This window comes from Flexivirga alba (genome assembly GCF_042661025.1).
GTDB lineage: Bacteria > Actinomycetota > Actinomycetes > Actinomycetales > Dermatophilaceae > Flexivirga > Flexivirga alba.
The window spans coordinates 3,674,971-3,695,763 of the sequence record NZ_JBHSWH010000001.1; the positions used below are offsets into that span (position 1 = coordinate 3,674,971).

General features: G+C 65.7%; 24 protein-coding genes. 13 read left to right on the top strand and 11 right to left on the bottom strand.

Features of this window, described 5'->3' with window-relative positions:
• The first annotated feature begins 54 nt into the window (after positions 1 to 54).
• Positions 55 to 261: a hypothetical protein gene (locus ACFQDH_RS18215; RefSeq protein WP_382403803.1), complete on the top strand. Its 207-nt coding sequence runs from the start codon at positions 55 to 57 to the stop codon at positions 259 to 261.
• On the top strand, positions 261 to 914 hold the full coding sequence (locus tag ACFQDH_RS18220) for an ABC transporter permease (protein WP_382403804.1): 654 nt from the start codon (positions 261 to 263) through the stop codon (positions 912 to 914). The genes ACFQDH_RS18215 and ACFQDH_RS18220 overlap by 1 nt, the downstream gene beginning before the upstream one ends.
• 307 nt (positions 915 to 1,221) lie before the next feature.
• On the opposite strand, the gene ACFQDH_RS23965 is transcribed toward ACFQDH_RS18220, so the two are convergent.
• Positions 1,222 to 1,395 (bottom strand): hypothetical protein, encoded by a 174-nt coding sequence (locus ACFQDH_RS23965; protein ID WP_465253886.1) that lies wholly within the window; start codon positions 1,393 to 1,395, stop codon positions 1,222 to 1,224.
• Between the two features lie 215 nt (positions 1,396 to 1,610).
• On the opposite strand from ACFQDH_RS23965, the gene ACFQDH_RS18230 reads away from it, so the two are divergent.
• Both ACFQDH_RS18230 and ACFQDH_RS18235 read left to right on the top strand, forming a co-directional pair.
• Positions 1,611 to 1,928, top strand: coding sequence for a 2Fe-2S iron-sulfur cluster-binding protein (locus ACFQDH_RS18230; RefSeq protein WP_382404898.1), 318 nt, complete (start codon positions 1,611 to 1,613; stop codon positions 1,926 to 1,928).
• A 13-nt stretch (positions 1,929 to 1,941) separates the two neighbouring features.
• Positions 1,942 to 3,153, top strand: coding sequence for a cytochrome P450 (locus ACFQDH_RS18235; protein WP_382404899.1), 1,212 nt, complete (start codon positions 1,942 to 1,944; stop codon positions 3,151 to 3,153).
• A gap of 8 nt (positions 3,154 to 3,161) precedes the next feature.
• Here ACFQDH_RS18235 and pntB read toward each other — a convergent pair whose 3' ends face one another.
• Positions 3,162 to 4,586, bottom strand: a complete 1,425-nt coding sequence (gene pntB, locus ACFQDH_RS18240; protein ID WP_382403805.1) for a Re/Si-specific NAD(P)(+) transhydrogenase subunit beta — start codon at positions 4,584 to 4,586, stop codon at positions 3,162 to 3,164.
• Between the two features lie 4 nt (positions 4,587 to 4,590).
• Entirely contained in the window at positions 4,591 to 6,150 is a 1,560-nt protein-coding gene (locus ACFQDH_RS18245; protein ID WP_382403806.1) for a Re/Si-specific NAD(P)(+) transhydrogenase subunit alpha, read from the bottom strand.
• A gap of 168 nt (positions 6,151 to 6,318) precedes the next feature.
• On the opposite strand from ACFQDH_RS18245, the gene ACFQDH_RS18250 reads away from it, so the two are divergent.
• Entirely contained in the window at positions 6,319 to 7,059 is a 741-nt protein-coding gene (locus tag ACFQDH_RS18250; RefSeq protein ID WP_382403807.1) for an SDR family NAD(P)-dependent oxidoreductase, read from the top strand.
• Positions 7,060 to 7,125: 66 nt separating this feature from the next.
• On the opposite strand, the gene ACFQDH_RS18255 is transcribed toward ACFQDH_RS18250, so the two are convergent.
• From ACFQDH_RS18255 to ACFQDH_RS18265, 3 genes are all read right to left on the bottom strand, one after another.
• On the bottom strand, positions 7,126 to 8,247 hold the full coding sequence (locus ACFQDH_RS18255; RefSeq protein ID WP_382403808.1) for an ABC transporter substrate-binding protein: 1,122 nt from the start codon (positions 8,245 to 8,247) through the stop codon (positions 7,126 to 7,128).
• A 197-nt stretch (positions 8,248 to 8,444) separates the two neighbouring features.
• Entirely contained in the window at positions 8,445 to 9,101 is a 657-nt protein-coding gene (locus ACFQDH_RS18260; RefSeq protein WP_382403809.1) for a histidine phosphatase family protein, read from the bottom strand.
• Positions 9,102 to 9,146: 45 nt separating this feature from the next.
• The gene (locus ACFQDH_RS18265) at positions 9,147 to 9,548 is read right to left on the bottom strand and encodes a VOC family protein (protein ID WP_382403810.1); all 402 of its coding nucleotides are present in this window, start codon (positions 9,546 to 9,548) and stop codon (positions 9,147 to 9,149) included.
• Between the two features lie 176 nt (positions 9,549 to 9,724).
• Here ACFQDH_RS18265 and ACFQDH_RS18270 point away from each other — a divergent pair, with 176 nt between their 5' ends.
• Genes ACFQDH_RS18270 through ACFQDH_RS18285 form a run of 4 tightly spaced genes read left to right on the top strand, consistent with a single transcriptional unit; the run spans position 9,725 to position 12,744 of the window.
• Positions 9,725 to 10,312 (top strand): biotin transporter BioY, encoded by a 588-nt coding sequence (locus ACFQDH_RS18270; RefSeq protein ID WP_382403811.1) that lies wholly within the window; start codon positions 9,725 to 9,727, stop codon positions 10,310 to 10,312.
• A 55-nt stretch (positions 10,313 to 10,367) separates the two neighbouring features.
• A complete protein-coding gene (locus tag ACFQDH_RS18275) occupies positions 10,368 to 11,519 on the top strand; it encodes an acyl-CoA dehydrogenase family protein (protein WP_382403812.1) in 1,152 nt (383 codons plus the stop codon).
• Between the two features lie 14 nt (positions 11,520 to 11,533).
• Positions 11,534 to 12,271, top strand: coding sequence for a 3-oxoacyl-ACP reductase FabG (gene fabG / locus ACFQDH_RS18280; protein WP_382403813.1), 738 nt, complete (start codon positions 11,534 to 11,536; stop codon positions 12,269 to 12,271).
• A gap of 11 nt (positions 12,272 to 12,282) precedes the next feature.
• Positions 12,283 to 12,744 carry a MaoC family dehydratase gene (locus ACFQDH_RS18285; RefSeq protein ID WP_382403814.1) on the top strand — a complete coding sequence of 154 codons (462 nt, stop codon included), beginning with the start codon at positions 12,283 to 12,285 and terminating at the stop codon, positions 12,742 to 12,744.
• 43 nt (positions 12,745 to 12,787) lie between these two features.
• Here ACFQDH_RS18285 and ACFQDH_RS18290 read toward each other — a convergent pair whose 3' ends face one another.
• Positions 12,788 to 14,113: a lipase family protein gene (locus tag ACFQDH_RS18290; RefSeq protein WP_382403815.1), complete on the bottom strand. Its 1,326-nt coding sequence runs from the start codon at positions 14,111 to 14,113 to the stop codon at positions 12,788 to 12,790.
• The gene (locus ACFQDH_RS18295) at positions 14,110 to 15,924 is read right to left on the bottom strand and encodes a glycoside hydrolase family 15 protein (protein WP_382403816.1); all 1,815 of its coding nucleotides are present in this window, start codon (positions 15,922 to 15,924) and stop codon (positions 14,110 to 14,112) included. The genes ACFQDH_RS18290 and ACFQDH_RS18295 overlap by 4 nt, the downstream gene beginning before the upstream one ends.
• Positions 15,925 to 16,016: 92 nt before the next feature.
• Here ACFQDH_RS18295 and ACFQDH_RS18300 point away from each other — a divergent pair, with 92 nt between their 5' ends.
• From ACFQDH_RS18300 to ACFQDH_RS18310, 3 genes are read left to right on the top strand one after another with little or no spacing between them, the layout of a single operon-like run.
• Positions 16,017 to 16,694, top strand: coding sequence for an enoyl-CoA hydratase-related protein (locus ACFQDH_RS18300; protein ID WP_382403817.1), 678 nt, complete (start codon positions 16,017 to 16,019; stop codon positions 16,692 to 16,694).
• An 8-nt stretch (positions 16,695 to 16,702) separates the two neighbouring features.
• Positions 16,703 to 16,897, top strand: a complete 195-nt coding sequence (locus tag ACFQDH_RS18305; protein ID WP_382403818.1) for a Clp protease/crotonase-like domain-containing protein — start codon at positions 16,703 to 16,705, stop codon at positions 16,895 to 16,897.
• Between the two features lie 44 nt (positions 16,898 to 16,941).
• Entirely contained in the window at positions 16,942 to 17,514 is a 573-nt protein-coding gene (locus ACFQDH_RS18310; protein WP_382403820.1) for a peroxidase-related enzyme, read from the top strand.
• Here ACFQDH_RS18310 and ACFQDH_RS18315 read toward each other — a convergent pair.
• Positions 17,511 to 18,269 (bottom strand): helix-turn-helix domain-containing protein, encoded by a 759-nt coding sequence (locus tag ACFQDH_RS18315; RefSeq protein WP_382403821.1) that lies wholly within the window; start codon positions 18,267 to 18,269, stop codon positions 17,511 to 17,513. The genes ACFQDH_RS18310 and ACFQDH_RS18315 overlap by 4 nt on opposite strands.
• A gap of 119 nt (positions 18,270 to 18,388) precedes the next feature.
• Here ACFQDH_RS18315 and ACFQDH_RS18320 point away from each other — a divergent pair, with 119 nt between their 5' ends.
• On the top strand, positions 18,389 to 18,739 hold the full coding sequence (locus tag ACFQDH_RS18320; protein WP_382403822.1) for a nuclear transport factor 2 family protein: 351 nt from the start codon (positions 18,389 to 18,391) through the stop codon (positions 18,737 to 18,739).
• A gap of 243 nt (positions 18,740 to 18,982) precedes the next feature.
• Here the strand turns inward: ACFQDH_RS18320 and ACFQDH_RS18325 are convergent, their stop codons facing one another.
• Together ACFQDH_RS18325 and ACFQDH_RS18330 are read right to left on the bottom strand one after the other, a co-directional pair.
• Entirely contained in the window at positions 18,983 to 19,768 is a 786-nt protein-coding gene (locus tag ACFQDH_RS18325) for an ATP-binding cassette domain-containing protein (RefSeq protein ID WP_382403823.1), read from the bottom strand.
• Positions 19,765 to 20,793, bottom strand: a complete 1,029-nt coding sequence (locus ACFQDH_RS18330) for an ABC transporter permease (RefSeq protein ID WP_382403824.1) — start codon at positions 20,791 to 20,793, stop codon at positions 19,765 to 19,767. The genes ACFQDH_RS18325 and ACFQDH_RS18330 overlap by 4 nt, the downstream gene beginning before the upstream one ends.

Below are 20,793 nucleotides of genomic sequence, written 5' to 3' on the forward strand. Positions count from 1 at the left end.
AGCAACCAGTCAACGTTCCGATATCGACCTGGGAAGCATTAGATGATGGACACCATGACCCCCAAAGTCCCCGCCATCGACGCGGCGACGCCACCGGACAGTGCGGCCATCGGGCGTCGGATCGGCGAGGAGATCCTGGCCGAGCGTCGCGCCGCCCGGCGCCGCAGTCTGCTCTACACCTGGGCATTGCGACTTTTCGTGCTCGTCGTCGTCATCGGTGTCTGGTGGCTCGCCTCAGACAGGGGTGGGTCTCGCCACTGATGGTGTCCGGCCCCAAGTCCGTCGCCGATGCATTCGTCAATCAGCTCAGTGATGCATCGTTCTGGACCGATGCGGAGTCCACGTTCGGCGGTGCGATCAGCGGCCTGGTCGCGGGTGCGGTGCTCGGCATCCTGACCGGCGTCATCTTCTCCCGTTCGGCGTTGCTCGAGCGTGCGATGGCACCCTTCCTCACCTTCGCCAACAGCCTGCCCAGGCCCGCATTGGCACCGATCTTCATCCTGTGGTTCGGACTCGGCTTCACGCCCAAGGCCATGGTGGCGGCGAGCGTCGTCTACTTCGTCATGCTGACATCGACCCTGTCCGGCCTGCAGGGCATCGAGCATGACATCGAGCAACTCGCCGAATCACTGACGATGTCCGCGCGTCAGCGGTTCTTCAAGATCGAACTGCCCAGTTCGCTGCCCAGCATCGTCGGTGGCCTGCGCCTGGGTGTCGTCTACTCGATCCTCGGCGCGGTGCTGTCCGAAATGGTCGGCGCCTACTCGGGACTCGGTCAGCGGCTGACGGCCCTCACCTCGAACTTCGATGTCGCCGGTTCGTTCGCCGTCCTGATTGCGATGGGGGTCATGACGATGATCCTTGACTTCGCCGTCTCAGGCATCGACAAGCTCGTCCAGAATCGCGCGCGCTGAGGTGGGTCCCGAGGTGACCATGGATACCTGTCCGACCTCCCCGGCGGCCACTGGTCCTGCCGGCAGTTCCGGTAGCCACTCGGTGCGAATCGCGAGCAAGGACCAGGTCGCCGACGGTGTCGTACGACTGCGCCTCGAGTCCCCGTCCGGTGCCCGGCTCCCGTTCTGGACACCCGGTGCGCACATCGATCTGATCTTGTCGGCCGGGTCGGACCAGGTGGTCCGTCAGTACTCGCTGTGCGGCAACCGCTGGGAGCCGGCCGCGTATGAAGTCGCGGTCCTGCGTGAGCCAGTGTCACGGGGTGGCTCACACTTCGTGCACGACGAGCTCGCCGTCGGCGACGTGGTCGGTGTGAGCACGCCGCGCAACAACTTCGCCCTGGTTCCGGCCACGTCCTACCAGTTCATCGCCGGCGGCATCGGGATCACACCCATCCTGGCGATGATCGACACCGCGGAACGGCTGCAGATCGACTGGCATTTGCTGTATGGCGGCCGATCCCGCGCTTCCATGGCGTTCCTCGACCACCTGGAGCAGTATGGCGAGCGCGTCACGATCTGCCCGCAGGACGAGTCCGGACTGCTCGATCTCAGCTTCCTGATCGAACCCGCAGACGGCACGAAGGTGTACTGCTGCGGACCGGAACCCTCCTGGCCGCCGTCGAGAGCGCGACCTCTTCGTGGCCGGTGGGTCACGTGCGCTTTGAGCGCTTCCAGGCCGCCGTCGCGCCCACTCCCCTTCGCCAGGGTCCGTTCACGATGGAGTTGGCCCGATCCGGGATCGCGGTCACCGTCACTTCTGAGGAGTCCGTGCTCGACGCCTTGGAGAAGGTCGGGAAACCGGTCCTGTCCTCGTGCCGGGAGGGACTCTGCGGCACCTGTGAGGTGTCGGTGCTGGACGGCATACCTGATCACCGGGATTCATTGCTCACCGACGCCGAACGTGCCCGCAACGACCGGATGTTCGTCTGCGTTTCGCGATCAGCCACCGAACGCATCGTGCTCGACCTCTAGGAGGATCACCACCATGTCGACCGCAGTCCCTCCCGCCACCCAGGGCAAGCCTGCTCCAGTGCTCGACGAGGATCCGTTCTCGCCGGCGACGCTCGAGGACCCTTTCCCGTTCCAAGAGCGCCTGCGTGAGGCCGGTCCGATCGCGTTCCTGCCGAAGTACGGCGTGCACGCGGTCGGGCGGTATGACGAAGTCAGGTCAGTGCTGTCGAACTGGCAGGACCTCGCGTCCGGGTTCGGCGTGGGGATCTACGAGCCGTGGCGCGCTCGCGGCTTGCTGCAGACGGACCCACCCGAGCACGATGCACCCCGTGCGGTCCTGGAGCCGATCATGTCCGCGCGCGTATTGCGGACAATGGCCGAGGAATGCGGGCGGCAGGCCGCGGCGCTGCTCGACCAGGTGCTGGACGGCGCAGGTCCGACGGTGGACATCGACGGATATCAGGACATCGCGTCTGTCTTCCCGACGAACTTCTTCCCGAACGCATCAGGCATCAGCGAAGAAGGCCGGGAGAACCTGCTGCCGTATGCCGACATGGTGTTCAACACCGTCGGTCCGCGCAACGACCTGGTCAAGGAGGGCGAGTGCCGCCGTGAGGAACTCGGTGCCTGGGCCGCCAGCAGCTGCCAACGCGAGAGCCTGAAGCCCGAGGGTTTCGGAGCAGACATCTGGGCAGCGGTCGACCGTGGTGACCTGCTCGCCGAGCAGGCGCCGATCCTGGTCCTGTCCCTGCTGAATGCCGGGGTCGACACCACCATCTACGGGCTCGCCGCGCTGCTCTACGCACTGGCCACTCATCCGGACCAATGGGCCGCGCTGCGCGACAACCCCGGCCTGGCACGCGTCGCCTTCGACGAGGCACTCCGCTGGGAATCGCCGGTTCAGGTGCTCTTCCGCAAGAGCACGACGGACGTCACGATCTCCGGCATCACCATCCCGGAGGGCGAACGGCTGCTGATCTCCTACGGGGCCGCCAACCGGGACCCCCGCCGTTGGCAGAACCCCGATCTGTTCGACCTCACGCGCGATCCGTCCGGTCACCTGGCTTTCGGCATGGGCATCCACCAGTGCGTCGGCCAGCACGCCGCCCGGCTGCAGGCCGAGTCACTGTTGAAGGCGATGATCGAGCGGGTCGAGCACATCGAGCTCGCCGCGCCCATCCACCGGCACCACAACAACGCGCTGCGCGGCTGGGGTTCGATGCCGTTGCGAATCCGGTTGGCGTAGAGGCAAATTCAGGCCCGGGCCGCGATGATGTCCTCGACACATTGTTTCGCGTCCCCGAACAGCATCCGGGTGTTCTCCTTGAAGAACAACGGGTTCTGCACTCCTGCATAGCCGGTCGCCATCGACCGCTTGAACACGATCACGTCCTTGGCGTTCCAGACCGCGAGGACCGGCATACCGGCGATCGGTGACCCCGGCTCCTCGGTCGCGGCCGGGTTGACCGTGTCGTTCGCGCCGATCACCAGCACGACGTCGGTCTCGTCGAAGTCGCCGTTGATCTCGTCCAACTCCAGGACCAGGTCGTAGGGAACCTTCGCCTCGGCCAGCAGGACATTCATGTGACCGGGAAGCCTGCCCGCCACAGGGTGAATGGCGAACCGGACCGTCACGCCGCGATCACGCAGACGGCGGGCCAGATCGGCCACCGCGTACTGGGCCCGGGCTGTCGCCATACCGTAGCCGGGCGTGATGACGACGGATCGCGCCGCGTCGAGCAGGTCGGCGGCTGCGCCGGCCTTGATCTCACGGTGCTCCCCATAGTCGCGCGCGCTGCCGGTGGACGGTGCGCCGTCCGAGCCGAACCCGCCCATGATCACCGAGACGAACGAGCGGTTCATCGCCGTACACATGATGTACGAGAGGTAGGCGCCCGACGATCCGACAAGTGCCCCGGTGACGATCAACAGGTCGTTGCCGAGCATGAAGCCCGATGCTGCGGCGGCCCAGCCGCTGTAGGAGTTCAGCATCGATATGACGACCGGCATGTCGCCGCCGCCGATCGATGCCACGAGATGGGCACCGAAGGCCAGTGCGATCACCGTCATCGCCGCAAGAGGGGCGAGCGACGGTGACGCGACGAACCACCACAGCAGACCCGCCGAAATCAGCAGGGCCGACAGGTTGAGCCAGTGCCGACCGGGCAGGGTCAGCGGTGTCGAACGCACCCGTGCGGACAGTTTGAGGAACGCGACGACGGATCCGGTGAAGGTCACCGCACCGATGAAGATCCCGAGGAACACCTCGACGCTGTGCACGTCGGTCATCCCGGTGGCTTGCAGGTCGCGCGCGACCGACATGTCGGACGAAACCTCACGGAAGGAGTTGTATCCGACGAGCACTGCCGTCAGCCCGACGAAACTGTGCATGGCGGCGATGAGCTCGGGCATGCCGGTCATCTCCACGACCCGCGCTCGCCAGGTCCCGATGAGAGCCCCTGCCGCCACTGCGAGGGCGATCGGTCCGAGCAGACCGATGCCGTTCCCGTGGACAACCGAGACGATCGTCGCGCCGACCGCGATGGCCATGCCGGCGATGCCGAGCAGGTTGCCGTGCTTCGCGGACTCGAACTTACTGAGTGCGGCAAGGGTGAGGACGAACAGGAAGGTCGCCACGATGTATGCCGCGTACACCCCCGTGAGTGTCGTGGTGGTCATCGGGTCAGGCCTTCCGGAACATGTTGAGCATCCGTGCCGTGACGGTGAAACCGCCGAAGACATTGATGCTGGCGAGGGTTACGGCCGCCAGGGCGATCGCGCGGGTGGTCGGGTCGGATGAACCGAGCTGGAGGAGGGCACCGATGACCACGATTCCCGAGACCGCGTTCGTGACTGACATGAGCGGTGTGTGCAGTGAGTGACGCACCTTGCCGATCACGTAGTAGCCGACCACCACGGCAAGCAGGAACACGGTGAAGTGGGCGAGGAACGCCGACGGGACGACGAGACCCATGCCGAGGATCAGCGCGATCGCACCGATGAGCAGACCAGGCGTCCGATACTTCGAAGGCGCCGCGGGCGGCTCGGCAACCGCCTGTGCTGCGGCAGCTGGGTGAGCGACCGGTGCTGCCGACACTTGCACGGCAGGTGGTGGCCACAGCACCTCGCCGGATCGACAAACCGTCATCCCCCGCAGCACAATGTCGTCGAGATCGAGCGCGAGCCGGCCGTCCTGACCCGGAGTGAGGAGCTTGACGAGATTGACCAGGTTCGTGCCGAACAGTTGTGAAGCCTGAGTTGGAAGCCGCCCGGGGAGATCGGTGTAGCCGATGATCTTCACGCCGCCTTCGGTCACGACGAGCTCGTCCGCGCGTGAGCCCGCCACGTTGCCACCACTGGCCGCTGCCATGTCGACGATGACCGACCCCGGCCTCATCGACGCCACCATCTCCTCGGTGATAAGCCGTGGCGCCGGCTTTCCGGGGATGAGAGCGGTCGTGATGATGATGTCGACGTCGCGGGACTGAGCGGCATACAGCTGCTCCGCCAACCGGTTGAACTGCGCACCGGTCTCCTTGGCGTAGCCGTCAGCAGACGGACCGGGTTCGTCAGTGCCTTCATCGACGTCGACGCGGAGGAACTCCGCGCCCATCGACTCCACCTGCTCGGCTGTTTCGGGACGGGAGTCGAACGCCCGGACGACGGCACCGAGTGAGCCGGCGGTTCCGATGGCGGCCAGTCCGGCGACACCGGCGCCCACCACGAGCACCTTTGCCGGTGGGACCTTCCCTGCAGCCGTCACCTGCCCGGTGAAGAAGGACCCGAACTCGTGCGCCGCCTCGACCACTGCTCGGTAGCCACCGATGTTCGCCATGGAGGAAAGGACATCCAGGGCCTGGGCGCGGGAGATTCGCGGTACCGCATCCATGGCCAGCGCGGTGGCCCCTCGGGCTGCGATGCTCTCGACGAGCTCCGGGTTGAGCGCGGGCGCCAGCAGCGATGCGAGGTATTGTCCCGGCTGCAGCAGCGGGACCTCATCTGCGGAGGGCGCATTCACCTTCAGGAGGAGGTCGGCGTTCCAGACGTCATCGCCGACGATCGTTGCTCCGGCACCGACATACGCGTTGTCCAGGTATGCCGCCCGCGCGCCGGCACCCCGCTCGACCTGGACCGAGTAGCCCAACGAGATCAGCTGCTGCACAGTCCGGGGAGTGGCCGCAACGCGGGTCTCCTGTGGCAGGGATTCTCGAGGCACGCCGATACGTTGTGGTGCCGAATTCATCTGGTGCCTCCGGGTTTTGGGGACTTGGCGCCAGCATGAGGTCAGCGTCAACGACCGGGCAATGGAAGAACCGCTATCAGCGCGATATGCCTCCTTCGGAGACTCCCGAGGCACGCCGCTGAAACAATGCGGAGCGAACCCATCCAACACACTCGGAGGCGACGATCGATGCCCGCAACCAGCCACTCATCCTCGGCGAAACCGCCTGCGGCAGAACGCATTCTGGTACTCACCGGGGGATCATCCGGCATCGGCGCCGAGCTGGTGAGCGCGCTTTCCGCTGAGTGGCGGATCACCTCGCTGGACCTCACACCGCCTGCTCACCCCCAGCCCGGCGTGGCCTACGCCAACGGTGACATCACGACGAACAGCGCCGTTGAGAGCTTGCATGAGGTGCTCGAGTACGGCTCTGACACCAAGATCGACGCGGTGGTGCACTGCGCTGGCATCGGCAAGTTCGGGCCCTTCCTGCAGATGTCTCGGGCCGACTGGGAGCGGCTGCTGACCGTCAACCTGCACGGCACGCTCAACTTCGTGCAGGGAATCGCCGACCAGGTCGCCGACGGCGGACGCATCGTCCTCTTCTCCTCGGGCACGGTCTTCAAGGCGCCCGCCGGCGCCGCGGCGTACGCGGCGTCGAAGGCGGGAATCATCGGCTTCGCGCGCAGCCTGGCGGCGGAGCTCGGCGCACGCGACATCACGGTCAACGTCATCGCACCGGGCCTGGTCGTCACACCACTGTCCGAGTCCATCGCGGCCGGCGAGGACGCGAACATCAGCACCCGCGCGATCAAGCGAGCGGCGACCACCGCCGACTTCGTCGAGCCGGTCCGGTTCTTCCTGTCACCGGGCGCATCCTTCGTCTCCGGGCAGACTCTCGTCGTCGACGGCGGATCGATCCGCCGCTGAGGCGAACGAAATCCCCTGCAGTTCCTGGCGATTGGAACTGCAGGGGATATTTTCGTTCGGACCGTTTCAGGCCCGTGCGAATGCTGGAACAAGGTCCTCGAACGAGATCTGACCCTTCTTGATGATGCCCATCTGTTGCGCCACATCGAGCATCACGTCGATGTCGGCCTTCGCTACCTTCCAGTCCGGGTGCAGCTTCGGCACCAGATCGTCGGCGAAGTGATCGATGTATCCCTTGGCGATGTCCGGGAACTTGCCGCCCAGGCAGGTCTTGTTCAGCAACTCGGCGGCCTTGCCCCGGTTTGCGACCATCCAGTCGCGGCCGGCGGTCTGGGAAGCCAGCCAGGCCTTGACCACGTCCTCGTGCTTCTTCGCGAAGTCCTCGCGCACGATGCAGACGTCCACCTGCTGCTTGCTCAACAACGGCGGAACGCTCGGATCGGAGAACTCGATCAGGATACGGCCGCCAGTCTGTTTCGCGAGGACCCGGCTGGTCGCCCAGGTGATTCCGACATACGCCGCGATCCGGCCGGCTTTCATCTGCGCTGCGCCGCCCCCGGCCACCTGTCCGACGGCCAGCGGGGTCACGTCCTTGCGCGTCATACCGGCCTGCTTCAGCGCCAGGGTGAGCTGCTGGTCGGCGCCGGCGCCGATAGCGGTGACACCGATGGTCTTCCCCTTGAGGGCCTGCATCTTCTCCTGGAAGGACGCCTTCGCATCGGGCCAACTCCCCTTGCCCACGACGATCGAGTATGTCGTCTCCGGGACTCGCATGCCCACGAACACCGGTCGCTTACCGGGTTCCGAATGCACGAAGGTCGACATCGTCAGCAGCACGTCCTGGACCTGCGCATCGATCGAGCCGGCAGTCATCAGCTGCTCACCCTGAACCCCGCTCTTGGGCAGGATGAACTTCGGGACCTCAAGGTTGTACTTCTGATAGTCCTGCTGATCCTGATTGACGAAGTCGAGGAAATAGTTGTCGATCGGTGCAGACGCGATGTGCAAAGTTGTGGGCTTCGACAGCGCGCCGGCAGCCTTCTTGACGCCGGCCGCGGAGTTGGAGCCCCCGCCACCGCACGCACTCAGAGCGCCGCCTACACCGAGGGCAAGGAGCCCGCCTCCTGTCCATCGCAACACGTCACGACGTGAGGCATGCGGGCTGCTCAGGCGTCCAAGATCCGACATGAGTTACTCCTTGACAACGAACGGGACGCACTCGGTCGAGGTGACCATGACAAGTGCTCGAGGAGGTCGGCTGCGCATGGTCCGGAAGAACGCGTTGACCGACTAGGCGGCAACACTCCCGCCTGTGCCCCGGCCGGTCAATACTCAGCACCCGTTGTAGCGGCTATCGCACCGATAGCCCTACGAACGCGCGGTGTTCAGCGATAGGTGACTGCGCTGTCGTCGAGGTGGCAATGATCGTTGAAGCCGATCAGGGAGGTACCGGACCGCCCCACGACCAGCTTCGTGACGCCCGAGTTGACGGCGACCCTGTTGAGCGCGAGCCACTGGGGGAAGCCGCCGTCGAGGAGTCGCGCGGCCACCCACGCGATGGCACCGGCACTTGAAAAGACGACCACAGTCTGCCCGGCGCCGATACCGTCGACCGCCGCCGAAAGTGCGCTGTCGACGCGCGCGGTGAAATGGCCGAACGTCTCCGGATAGTCCTCGTCGTGTATGCCGGAAGCCCAACGGGCAGAGGCACGTTCGAGAAGCCGTTGGAAGGTGCGCGGGTCGGTGAGGCCATCAGGGTGGGCCGCCTCCGGGTCGGCCGCCAGGAGGCTGCCAGTGTCGAACTCGTTCCATTGCGGGTCGACCACGGCAGACGTGGTCCAGCCTGCGCTGCGGGCGGCTGCTCCGGCTGTCTGCCGTTGACGGGTCATGGCACCGGTGATGACCCGGTCGGGAATCAGGCCACGGCTGCTGAGTGCGGCGCCGAGGGTCCAACTCTGCTCGACGCCGCGCGAGGAAAGTCGGTCATAGTCATGGGTGCCGAAGGACGCCTGTCCGTGCCGCACCAGAAGGACAACGCTCATGCGGCGGAGGGTAGCCGCAACATCACGGTCGCCGCTCCGCCGGCGCTAGCGGCCCTCACTCGGAGACAGGCAGAACGAGTGGGTCGTCAAGCAGAACGGATGGCCGGCAGGGTCGAGCATCACCCGCCATACGTCGGGGGCGGGTTGCGTCAGCGCGACCTCGGCGCCCAGGTCGACAGCTGATCGCACCGCGGCGTCGAGCTCGGCCACGCAGACGTCGAGATGTATTTGCTGCTGTTGCGGTCCATCCGGCCACACCGGCGGCGTGTAGTTGTCGACCTGCATCATCGTCACCGAGAACGATCCGTCCGCCAGCACGATCAGCGACCGGTCGGGGCGGCTCATGGCCTCGGTCATTCCCAGCAGCGACCCGTAGAACCGGGCCAGCCGCTCGGCATCGGGACAATCGAGGGAAATGGAAGCAAGGCGACCGATGGGTGTGCTCACCTGACGGATCATCCACTCCGGCAACGACATTCGCAACGACTGGGCGGGACTATCGGCGCGATAGGGCTCGACGGAGTGCTGACTCCCCTGCGGCCTGTTGTAATGAGCGAGCGGGCAGCCATGCGCAACTGTGCGGGTGTCGGCTTTCCCTGACGCGAATACACGGAGGTCTCAATATGTCCCACAGTTCGGTGCTCGATAGCCGGCCGCCGTTGGTTCTCGCTGACTTCTTCGCGAACACCAGGTTGCGCAATGCCCTGCTGGTCGTGGGTGGCGCAGCCCTCACCGGGCTCGCAGCGCAGATCGCCTTCCCCGTCCCCGGTTCTCCCGTTCCGGTGACCGGGCAGACGTTCGCGGCACTGGTCGTCGGATCCAGTCTCGGCATGCGACGCGGCGTGGTCTCGATGCTGCTCTACCTCGGTGCCGGCATGGTCGGTGTGCCGTGGTTCGCCGAAGGATCGTCGGGCTTCGCGATGCCGACACTGGGTTACATCATCGGGTTCGTTGTCGCTGCCGCGGTCGTCGGTGCGCTCGCCACCCGCGGCGCCGACCGGTCACCGATCAAGATGGCCGGAGCCATGCTTGCCGGCAATCTCGCGATCTACGCCGTTGCGTTGCCCTATCTCGCGTTCTCCCTGCACATCGGCCTGTCCGACGCCTTCGATCTCGGAATGCGCAACTACCTCTTCGGCGACCTGCTCAAGGTGGCGCTGGCGGCAGGTTGCCTGCCCGCCGTCTGGCAACTGATCCAGCGCAAGCACTGACACCGGGTCGACGCCGCACCGGTTCGACGCCGACATACGAGTAAGGAGACGCCTGATGGATCTGTCGTTGACTCCGGACCAGGTGGAGTTCCGCAAGCTGGCGCGTGAGTTCCTCGAGACCGAGGTCGTGCCGCACCGGCAGGAGTGGGACCGGGTGGAGGCGATCGACCCGAAGATCATCCCGATGATCGGTGAGATCGGCTTCCTCGGCCTCACCATCCCGGAGGAGTACGGCGGACTGGGCGGCGACTACGTCACCTATTGCGTCGGGATGGAAGAACTCGGACGCGCCGATTCCTCCGTGCGTGGTGTGGTGTCCGTGTCGGCCGGCCTGGTCGGAAAGAGCATCCTGGCATTCGGTAGCGAGGAACAGAAACACGCTTGGCTGCCCGGGATCGCGACGGGCACGAAGATCGGTTGCTTCGGGCTGACCGAGCCGGACAACGGGTCGGACCCGGCGCACCTACGGACCCGGGCTCGCCGGGACGGCGATGACTGGGTGATCAACGGGTCGAAGATCTTCATCACCAACGCGACGATCGCGGACATCGCGCTGGTGTTCGCCCGCACCGGACCGGAGGACGGTGCCCGCGGCATCTCCGCGTTCCTCGTCCCCACCGACTCCCCCGGGTTCGAGCGCACCATCATCCACGGGAAACTCGGCCTGCGCGGCCAGGCCACCGCAGAGCTGTCGTTCGACAACGTCCGTGTCCCCGGCAGTGCGCTGCTCGGCGAGGAGGGACGCGGCTTCAAGTACGCGATGGCGGCCCTCGACAAGGGGCGGATCTCCATCGCCGCCGCATGCGTCGGCATCATCCAGGCTTCGTTGGAGGCCTCGGTGGACTACGCCAAATCTCGTCACCAGTTCGGCAAGCCGATCGCGTCATACCAACTCGTGCAGGAGATGATCGCGGACATGTCGGTGGACGCCGACGCGGCCCGGCTGATGACCTGGCGCGCCGCAGACCTGCTGGAGCGCGGTGAACCTTTCTCGGTCGCGGCGTCCAAGGCCAAGCTGTTCGCTTCCGAGGCAGCGGTCAAGGCATCGAATCTCGCGATCCAGGTGTATGGCGGATACGGGTTCATCGACGAATACCCGGTGCAGAAGCTGATGCGGGACGCGCGGGTGATGACGCTCTACGAAGGCACCACCCAGATCCAGAAGCTCATCATCGGCCGCAGCGAAACCGGCATCTCCGCGTTCTGAAAGGACCCCTGTCAATGAACCCACTTCTCCAGGGCAAGGTCGCTGTGGTCACGGGCGGCGCGCAAGGCATTGGGTTGGCGATCGCCCAGCTGTTCAGCGAGCACGGTGCGATTGTCGTGATCGCAGACCTGCAGCTCGAAGCCGCCGAGAAGGCAGCCGCGAGCTTGCCAGGGTCTGCGAGCGGATTCGCCTGTGACGTAGCCCAATTGGATCAAGTGGAGGCGCTCCTCGCCATGGTGCGAGACACCCACGGATCCCTGGACGTATTGGTGAACAACGCCGGTCTGACACGCGATGCGACGATGCGCAAGATGGCCCCAGAGGACTTCGATCTGGTCCTACAGGTCAATCTGCGCGGCACGTGGAACGGCGTGCGCACCGCGGCAGGGATCATGCGCGACCAGGGCCACGGCGCGATCGTGAACCTGTCCTCGATCTCCGGCAAGGTCGGCTTCGCCGGGCAGACCAACTACTCCGCAGCAAAGGCCGGGATCGTCGGGCTGACCAAGGCTGCGGCGAAGGAGGTCGCCTTCAAGAACGTCCGGGTGAATGCCGTGCAACCGGGCCTGATTCGCACCGCGATGACCGAGGCTATGCCCGAGCGGATCTGGGACCAGAAGCTGGCAGACATCCCGCTGAGCCGGGCAGGCGAGCCGGACGAGGTTGCCTCCGCGGTGCTGTTCCTGGCGAGTGACCTGTCGTCATACATGACGGGCACGGTCCTCGAAGTCACCGGCGGACGACACATCTGATGGGAAGCCGCATGCGATCGTTCGCCACTATCGCCGATGTCGAAGCAGCCGTGGGCGCCCACCTCGGTCACTCCGACTGGCACCACATCACCCAGGAGATGATCGACACCTTCGCCGACGTGACCGGTGACCATCAGTGGATCCACGTTGATGTCGAACGAGCGCGCGGCGGGCCCTTCCGGACGCCGATCGCGCACGGCTATCTCACGCTCTCCCTCACCTCGATGCTCGCCGGGCAGGTATGCCGATTCGACGGCATGCGGATGGTGGTCAACTACGGCGCGGACCGGGCCAGATTCCCGGCCCCGGTCCCGGTGGGTTCGTGGATTCGGGCGGGCGTCGAGCTGTCGTCGATCCGGTCGACGCCGCGCGGACACCAGGTCACCAGTCGCGTCACGGTCGACATCAAGGACGGTGACCGTCCCGCATGTGTCATCGACCGGATCACGCTGCTGGTGCCGGACATCGAGTGATCGGCACGTTCAGCGGCCATGCATCACCGCGCCTGCGTCCCGCTCAGCCGGATGACCCGCCCCTGAGCGGCCTGCCGCGGAAGACCCTGACACACACGCGCAACATCCGAACACCGTTGCGCAACCTGCGTATCGGCGCGAGCACGCTGCGTACCGTGGTGGTCGACGACCCGATCTCCGGGACGCCGGCGATACGGTCGGTGAGCCACCCGAGCACCAACGGCCCAGACACGATGTGCAGCAGGAAGTGCTCGCTCAGTCGGTCTCGAACGTAGGTCACCTGCGCCCCGTGAGCGGTCAATTCGTCGACCATGCGATCCACTCCCGCTACCGGGACGATCTGGTCATGTACCGCCTGCATCACCAGCAATGGCATCGCCGGCCTGCCGCGACCGGGCCGGATGTCGGCAAAGACCGCCTGCATGTCGGGCAGCTCCAGGAACGTCGAGACCGAAACGTCGAGGTGCTTGCCGAAGTCCCTGAACGCCATACGCATGATCGCCTGCTGGGTCGGCCAGGAAATCGCCTTATCGAGTAGGGCCTGTCCGGGTAGGTCGACGTGCTCGTCGACCAGTGCTCGCATCGTGGGGTAGCTGCGGGTGAGTCCGGCAATGACCAGACCCGCGAGCCCGGAGAAGAGATGACCGTTGGCGCGCCGGAAGACCAGCTCGGGATCTCCGACAGGAGAACCCAACACGGCTCCGACGGTGTGCAGCTCGGGTGCGTAGTCAGCGGCCAGCTCAGCGGCCCATGACGTCGCCCAGCCGCCGCCCGAATAGCCCCAGAATGCCACCGCCGACCGTGCGGTGAGATCGAATCCACCGTGCCGAACCGCGGCCCGCACTCCGTCCAATGCGCAATGCCCCGCTTCGCGTGGTGCACCCCAATTGCCTTGAGCCCCCTCATGATCCGGAACCGACACCACCCAACCCTGCGCAAGGGCGTTGGCGATCAATAGCAGTTCGAGCTGGACCACTTCTCCAGTCGTCGGTGCACGGTGCCGAAGGCTGTATGACGGGAACGCCTCAGGCGCCAGCGAGTCGATCGCGCACTGGAAGGACAGAATCGGCCGCTCCTGGGTCGGGGCAGCATCGGGTGCAACCAGCACCGTCGTGCAGGTCGTCGCAGGCTCACCATGCATGTCCGCCGTGCGGTAGAGCAGCTGAACAGCTTTGGCGTGCAACGGAATCCGCCCCAGGAAGGCAACCGTGACGTCTCGGCTGCGCAACGGCGTGCCCGGTCCCGCGAACTCCCATCCAGTCGGTGGCTCGCGAAACGGATCCACGGCAGGGCGCACCGGCGCCACATGGCGCTCGTCGGTGTGGTCCGTCGCTCCTGACCACTCAGTGGGTCCGGCTGCGGTTGTCATCTCGTGGGAACCCCCGGGTGCCGGATGGGTTCGTGGCTTCCATGTCCCCGCCCGGCGTGCAACTGGAGTCCGCTGGTGACCAGGGCGAAGTGGCTGAACGCCTGTGGGGTGTTGCCCAGTTGGCGCTTGCCGGCCGGATCCCACTCCTCGCTGAGTAGCCCGACGTCGTTGCGCAGGTCGAGCAATCGCTCGAAGAGTCCGATGGCGTCGGTCTGCCGGCCGGCCAGATGCAGCGCGTCGACCATCCAGAACGAACAGGCCAGGAAAAGGCCCTCCCCGCCGGGCAAGCCGTCGTCGGATTCGGCGTTCTGGTAGCGCAGCACCAGGCCGCCCTGAGTCAGCTCCCGCTGGATCGCGTCGATGGTGCCGAGCATCCGCGGGTCGTCGCCCGGCAGGAATCCCACGCGCGGGATGATCAGCACGCTGGCGTCGAGCGCGGTGGCGCCATACGACTGCACGAACGTGTTGCGATCCTGGTCGAAACCGTGCGCCAGGACGTCGGCGTGGATGGTGTCGCGCAACGCTTCCCATCGGTCGGCAGGCCCGTGCAGTGTCGGGTGGCGGCGGACAGCTTTCGCCATCCGGTCGGTCGCCACCCAGGCCATCACCTTCGAGTGCGTGAAGTGCCGCCGCGGCCCGCGCACCTCCCACAACCCGTTGTCGGTCTGGTCCCAGATGGTCTCCAGGTGTTCCATCAGCGCGACCTGCAGGTCCCACGCATCCTCCGTGGCCGCCAGGCCGGACTCGCGGGCCAGCGCGAGCCCATCGAGGGTCTCGCCCCACACGTCGAGCTGGAGCTGATCTGCAGCGGCGTTGCCGACCCGCACGGGTGACGAATTCTGATAGCCCCGAAGCCAATCCAGCTCGCTCTCCGGCAGCCGGCGAGTCCCGTCCACGCCATACATGATCTGCAGGTCGGCCGGGTCGCCGGCGACGGCACGCAGCAACCACTCACGCCACGCTTTCGCCTCGTCGAGGTAACCACCGGCGATCAGCGCCTGCAACGTGTATGTCGAGTCCCGCAACCAGCAATAGCGGTAGTCCCAGTTGCGTGGGCCACCGACTTGCTCCGGCAGCGATGTCGTCGCGGCGGCGACGATCCCGCCGGTCGGTTGGTAGGTCAGTGCCTTCAAGGTCAGCAACGAGCGCCGGACCGCGTCGCGATAGCGACCACTCAGGTCGTGGCCGCGGCCGCACCACTCTTTCCAATAGGTGAACGTATCCCGCAAGGCCTGCTCTGCGTCGACCGGCCGCGGGTGTCGCTCGTAGCTCGCCGACCAGGTCAGGACAAACGGAACCCGGTCGCCCGCAGACACGGTGAAGTCCGCGACGGTCGACCACTCATGACCGCTCGTGGGCGCGGGTGTTCGCAGCCGGACCGCGTCGGGACCGGCAACCGCGAGCAACTGGTCGCCGTCCTGATGCACCCAGGGCCGGACCCTGCCGTAGTCGAAGCGCAGCGTGAGCTCGCCATGCATCTGCACGCTCCCGCTGACGCCCTCGACGATCCGGACGATGTCGGGCGCCTGCCCGCGTGGCGGCATGAAGTCGATGACACGCACGGTGCCCTGCGTGTTCTCCCACTCGGTCTCCAGGACGAGCGTGTCCTCGACATACCGCCTGCGGGTGCACGTCCCTCCGCCGGCCGGCGCCAGGAGCCAGCGTCCGGCCTCCGGTCCGTCCAGCAGGGCGGCAAAGCAGGCGGGCGAGTCGAATCGTGGCAGGCACAGCCAGTCCACCGAGCCCTCGTTGCTGATCAGGGCGGCCGTCTGCAGGTCCCCGACGATTGCGTAGTCCTCGATCCGCGCCATGATTCGCATGTTGCCACACCATCTCGAGAGGACCGCGGCCGAACCGGTTTAGGGTCGGGGCGACGAGTACTTCACCGCCGGAAGGAAATCGGATGACCTTCGAAACCATTGAGCAGGACGTCGACGATGGTGTACTCACGATCACTCTGCACCGGCCGGACCAGCTGAACGCTTTCACCGTCGGCATGGCCGATGAACTGGAGGCGACCTTCCGCGCCGTGAACGACGACGACACGGTGCGCGCTGTGATCGTCACCGGCGCCGGCCGCGCGTTCTGCGCCGGTATGGCGCTCTCCACCGAAGGCAACGTCTTCGGGCTGGACGAGGGCCGCGCGCCGGCCCTCACCGACATGAGCGACTTGTCCGATCCCTCGCTGGCCCGGATCCGGGACACCGGCGGGCGGGTGACCCTCGCGATCCACGACTGCACGAAGCCCGTCATCGCAGCCATCAACGGTCCGGCGGTCGGCATCGGAGCGACGATGACCCTGGCGATGGATGCGCGACTGGTCTCGACCAAGGCGCGGTTCGGTCTGGTGTTCGGCCGGCTCGGCATCGTGCCTGAGGCGGCATCGTCCTGGTTCCTTCCTCGCATCGTGGGGCTCCCCGCGCGTTGGACCTGGCCCTGTCGGCGGACATTCTGGACGCCGCCGCGACAGTCGAAAACGGTTTGGCGACAGCGTCATACGAGCCAGATGAACTCCTACCGGCGGCGCGCGATATCGCGGACCGCTGGACCAAGGGCCGTTCCCCTGTCGCAGTCGCGCTGACCCGCCAGATGCTGCGTCGCAACGCGGCATACGACCACCCCGCGGACGCCCACCGGGTGGACTCGCTGGCGATGTTCTGGACGAGCGTCGGTGACGGCAAGGAAGGTGTTGCCGCGTTCCTGGAGAAGCGCACCCCCGACTTCACCGGCAGGACATCCGCGATGCCCGGCTTCTACGACGAATGGATCGACGAATCACCATGAGCAGCAAGAAGACCGGCATGACCGGCAGAATTGACCCTTCGATCATGAAACGCTTCCCCGTCGTCGACGTCGAGCAGTTGCCGGACGATCTGCGGGAGCGCATCATCGCAGTCGGTGAGAAATCCGGGTTCATCCCGAACGTATTCGTCGGCATCGCCCAGCGACCCGACGAGATGCGAGCCTTCTTCGACTTCCACGACTCGCTGATGGACCGGGAAACACCGGGGCTGTCCAAGGCCGACCGGGAGATGATCGTCGTCGCGACCAGCGCCGAGAACGACTGCCTCTACTGCGTCGTCGCGCACGGTGCGATCGCCCGCATCCGCGCCAAGAACCCTTACATCTCAGACCAATTGGCGACCGACTGGCGCAAGGCAGATCTTGATGAGCGGCAGTTCGCGATCATCTCCGTCGCGGTGAAGCTGGCCGTCCGACCGTCCGAGATTGTCGACGCCGACCTGGATCTGCTTCGGTCGCAGGGGCTTTCAGAAGACGACGTCTACGACGTTGGTGCCATCACTGCGTTCTTCTCGATGAGCAACCGCCTGGTCCACTGGAGCGGCCTGATGCCCAACAAGGAGTTCTACCTGATGGGCCGCGTCCCGCGCAGTTCTTAATCCTTGTATGTCGCTCGCGTGCGCTCGTCGGCCGGCAGGAACGTCTCGAGGTGAAGCCCTTCGAGGACAGCATCATTCGCGGTCGTCAGACGGGCCGCGGTGCTGAAGAAGTGGAGCGGACCGGCATCCGACTCGAGCTCCAGGACCACGACCGGCCCGCCGACGGGTGGGAGCCTCGTGACATCCACCAACTGGGCGACTTCGTTCGCCAGCTCGACGTGGCGTGCATCGCGCGTCTGCGCTGCCCGGTGATGCACTTGCTGATGGAGGTGGGCGGCCCATACGGGCAGGTTGCGGATCCGCGGCGCGAGACCGTCCGGGTGCACACACAGCCGGATGACATTGACCGGTGGTTCGAGCAGCTCGGCCGAGCAACCGGCCATCAAGGCGTCAACGGCAGGGTTCGCATCGACCACGTCCCAGTAGTCGTCGAGCAGTAGTGCCGGGTAGGGCAGGTGTGCATCCAGTAGGTCCCGCAAGCCGGTCATGACGCTCGACAACGACGCGTCGTCCAGTGAGCTGTCGGCGAACCGCGGAGCGTAACCACCGGCCAACAGCATCCGATTGCGTTCTCGCAGAGGGATGTCCAGATGTTCGGCCAAGCGCAGAATCATGTCCGGGGTGGGCTGCGCCCGGCCCGTCTCCACCCTGCTGAGGTGCCGCGTCGAGACGGTGGAGACATCCGACAGGGCTTGCTGGCTCAGCGAACGGCTCTCGCGCCATTCCCGCAACATCTCTCCAACCGCTGCACTCATGGTCGTCAGCCTAGGTGTGAGCGGAGCTTCGCTCATGACCTCCGAGGTCATGGCCGACTGGCACTGCGATGTCGCATTCTCGTGTCGTTCACAAAAGCGCACACCGAGGAGAGAACGACATGGACACCATCGTCACCGACTACCTGGCCACCTGGAACGCAACTGGCGACGAGCGAAAGGCGTTGCTGGGCAAGCACTTCGCCGAGGACGTCACCTACACGGACCCGCTGGCTGCGGCATCGAGCGCGGCCGAACTGGACGCGGTGATCGGAGCCGTGCAACAGCAGTTCGCGGGGATGACGTTCACCTCAGTCGGCGAGCCTGACGCCCACCATCAACAGCTTCGTTTCCAGTGGGGTCTCGGACCGGTCGGCGCAGAGCCGATCGTGATCGGCTTCGACGTCGTGGTGCTCGACGAGGCCAACCGCATCGCCGACGTGCGCGGCTTCCTCGACAAGGTGCCGGGATGAGAAGCGGCATGCCCGGACACGCGAGGGGCTAACGATCCTCGATCGCGGACGGGATCGGTCTTATGGCCGAGCATGAGCCCCAATGGCGGTGACCAGCCGGACGCCGACCTGGGACAGGCAATCGACGAGTTCTTCCGGCTCCCACGACGCGTTCAGTGCCCACGCCCTGCTGACGGCAGGGCGACTGACGGACAATTCCGCCAGTCGCCTTGACGCCGAGTGCGAATCGGCCGAGACGGTCGATCAGGCGGCCCGTGCGCCGGTCATGATCGCAACCGCGTCTTCCATAGTGTGCGTGTTCGGAGAGATCACGGCCGCTCGTCGGCCGAGCCGTTGGATATGGATCCGATCCGCGAGGTCGAAGACGCTCGGCATGTCGTGACTGATCAGCACGATGGGCAGCCCATGGTCGCGCAATTGCTTGATAATCGCTGCAACCTGGGCGGACTCACGGACACCGAGCGCGGCTGTTGGCTCGTCGAGTATGACGACCTTGCTACCGAACGCGGCAGCCCGCGCAACTGCCACCGCCTGCCGTTGCCCGCCGGAGAGCGTCTCCACCGGTTGGGTGATGTCCTGGAGGGTCTCGATGCCCAGTCGCTTCACGTGTTCACGTGCCTCCTCACGCATTCGCGTGATGTCCAGATGCCGCAGTACCCGGCCAAGGGGGCCCGGCTTGCGGATCTCCCTGCCCAGGTAGAGGTTGCTGGCGATATCGAGTGCCGGCGCGACGGCCAACGTCTGGTAGACGGTTTCGATACCGGCCTCCTTCGCGTCCTGTGGAGTACGGAACGTGACTTCTTCGCCATCGAGGAAGATCTGGCCGCTGTCCGGCGTCGATGCTCCGGATAGGCACTTGATCAAGGAGGACTTTCCCGCGCCGTTGTCACCGATGACGGCGAGGATCTCGCCCGGGTACAACTCGAAGTCGGCACCTCGGAGCGCCTCCACCCGTCCGTACGACTTGGTGAGTGCCCTCGCCGCGAGAACCGGTTCTGTACGGCTGTCGCCTGACTCGGTAGCGCTCATGTGCGGACCTTCCGAATCCATTGGTCAACCGCGACCGCGGCGATCACGAGCACGCCTTCTGCCAGTTGCTGGTAGAGGTCCTGAACCCCGGCCAACGCCAGACCGTTCTGGAAGACCTGCACGATGAGTGCGCCGAACAAGGTGCCCAGGACGATGCCCCGGCCACCGAACAAGCTGACCCCGCCGATCACTGCTGCCGTGATGCTGTCCAAGTTGAGAGTCGAGGAGATGTTGGTGCTCGCATCGCCCACGCGACCGATCTGAACCCACGCGGCAATCCCGTAGATCAACCCGGCCAAGACGTAGACGCTCAGCAACAACCTGGCCGTGTTGATCCCGACCAGACGTGCAGCCTCCGGATCGTCGCCTACGGCATATACGTGTTTGCCCCAGGCGGTGCGACCCAAGGCATAACCCACGATGCCGTAGAGCGCCAGCATGACGATGACTCCGGTCATCAAGGAGAACGAGCCGATCTGGATGAGGTTGCCGGGCCACAGGAGCAGACTGCCTGGGAGGGGGTTGAGTGTCTGACCGTTGGCGTAGAGCAGTCCGAGCGCCGTAAAGACACCGAGCGTGCCAAGGGTCCCGATGAACGGAGGGACTTTGAACCGGGTCACCAATAGGCCATCGACGAGGCCGGTGGCAAGCGCAACGACCAATCCGGCGCCCAGTGCGAGTACGACCGGCCAGCCAGAGGTGATCGCCAACCCGGCCATCACCATCTGCGCGAGGATCATCGCGGCACCCACCGCGAGGTCGATACCCGCGGTCAGGATGATGACCGTTTGCCCCAGAGCGAGCAGCCCGATCACCGCGACCTCTTGCAGCATGATCGACAGATTGGCCGCGCTGAAGAAGCGGCTGTTGAGTAGGTCGAAGACGATGGCCGATACGACCAGCACGACCAACGGGCCGAAGGACGGGTGTGCGTGCAGAATGTGCTGAACGCGGTTCCCTACGCTTGATTTGGCCAGATCGGAGGGCGGCGGGCTCCCCGCGGCCTCAGCAGTGTCTAGTGTCAC

Excerpts from the sequence above, each read along its gene's own strand:
- ACFQDH_RS18245 (WP_382403806.1), bottom strand. The coding sequence starts at position 6,150 with ATGAATTCGGCACCACAACGTATCGGCGTGCCTCGAGAATCCCTGCCA.
- ACFQDH_RS18305 (WP_382403818.1), top strand. The coding sequence starts at position 16,703 with ATGCTGCGTCGCAACGCGGCATACGACCACCCCGCGGACGCCCACCGG.
- ACFQDH_RS18275 (WP_382403812.1), top strand. The coding sequence starts at position 10,368 with ATGGATCTGTCGTTGACTCCGGACCAGGTGGAGTTCCGCAAGCTGGCG.
- ACFQDH_RS18235 (WP_382404899.1), top strand. The coding sequence starts at position 1,942 with ATGTCGACCGCAGTCCCTCCCGCCACCCAGGGCAAGCCTGCTCCAGTG.
- ACFQDH_RS18325 (WP_382403823.1), bottom strand. The coding sequence starts at position 19,768 with ATGAGCGCTACCGAGTCAGGCGACAGCCGTACAGAACCGGTTCTCGCG.
- pntB (WP_382403805.1), bottom strand. The coding sequence starts at position 4,586 with ATGACCACCACGACACTCACGGGGGTGTACGCGGCATACATCGTGGCG.
- ACFQDH_RS18220 (WP_382403804.1), top strand. The coding sequence starts at position 261 with ATGGTGTCCGGCCCCAAGTCCGTCGCCGATGCATTCGTCAATCAGCTC.
- ACFQDH_RS18285 (WP_382403814.1), top strand. The coding sequence starts at position 12,283 with ATGCGATCGTTCGCCACTATCGCCGATGTCGAAGCAGCCGTGGGCGCC.
- ACFQDH_RS18255 (WP_382403808.1), bottom strand. The coding sequence starts at position 8,247 with ATGTCGGATCTTGGACGCCTGAGCAGCCCGCATGCCTCACGTCGTGAC.
- ACFQDH_RS18310 (WP_382403820.1), top strand. The coding sequence starts at position 16,942 with ATGAAACGCTTCCCCGTCGTCGACGTCGAGCAGTTGCCGGACGATCTG.
- ACFQDH_RS18260 (WP_382403809.1), bottom strand. The coding sequence starts at position 9,101 with ATGAGCGTTGTCCTTCTGGTGCGGCACGGACAGGCGTCCTTCGGCACC.
- ACFQDH_RS18295 (WP_382403816.1), bottom strand. The coding sequence starts at position 15,924 with ATGGCGCGGATCGAGGACTACGCAATCGTCGGGGACCTGCAGACGGCC.
- ACFQDH_RS18250 (WP_382403807.1), top strand. The coding sequence starts at position 6,319 with ATGCCCGCAACCAGCCACTCATCCTCGGCGAAACCGCCTGCGGCAGAA.
- ACFQDH_RS18270 (WP_382403811.1), top strand. The coding sequence starts at position 9,725 with ATGTCCCACAGTTCGGTGCTCGATAGCCGGCCGCCGTTGGTTCTCGCT.
- ACFQDH_RS18215 (WP_382403803.1), top strand. The coding sequence starts at position 55 with ATGACCCCCAAAGTCCCCGCCATCGACGCGGCGACGCCACCGGACAGT.
- ACFQDH_RS18320 (WP_382403822.1), top strand. The coding sequence starts at position 18,389 with ATGGACACCATCGTCACCGACTACCTGGCCACCTGGAACGCAACTGGC.
- fabG (WP_382403813.1), top strand. The coding sequence starts at position 11,534 with ATGAACCCACTTCTCCAGGGCAAGGTCGCTGTGGTCACGGGCGGCGCG.
- ACFQDH_RS23965 (WP_465253886.1), bottom strand. The coding sequence starts at position 1,395 with ATGCCAGTCGATCTGCAGCCGTTCCGCGGTGTCGATCATCGCCAGGAT.
- ACFQDH_RS18315 (WP_382403821.1), bottom strand. The coding sequence starts at position 18,269 with ATGAGTGCAGCGGTTGGAGAGATGTTGCGGGAATGGCGCGAGAGCCGT.
- ACFQDH_RS18290 (WP_382403815.1), bottom strand. The coding sequence starts at position 14,113 with ATGACAACCGCAGCCGGACCCACTGAGTGGTCAGGAGCGACGGACCAC.
- ACFQDH_RS18300 (WP_382403817.1), top strand. The coding sequence starts at position 16,017 with ATGACCTTCGAAACCATTGAGCAGGACGTCGACGATGGTGTACTCACG.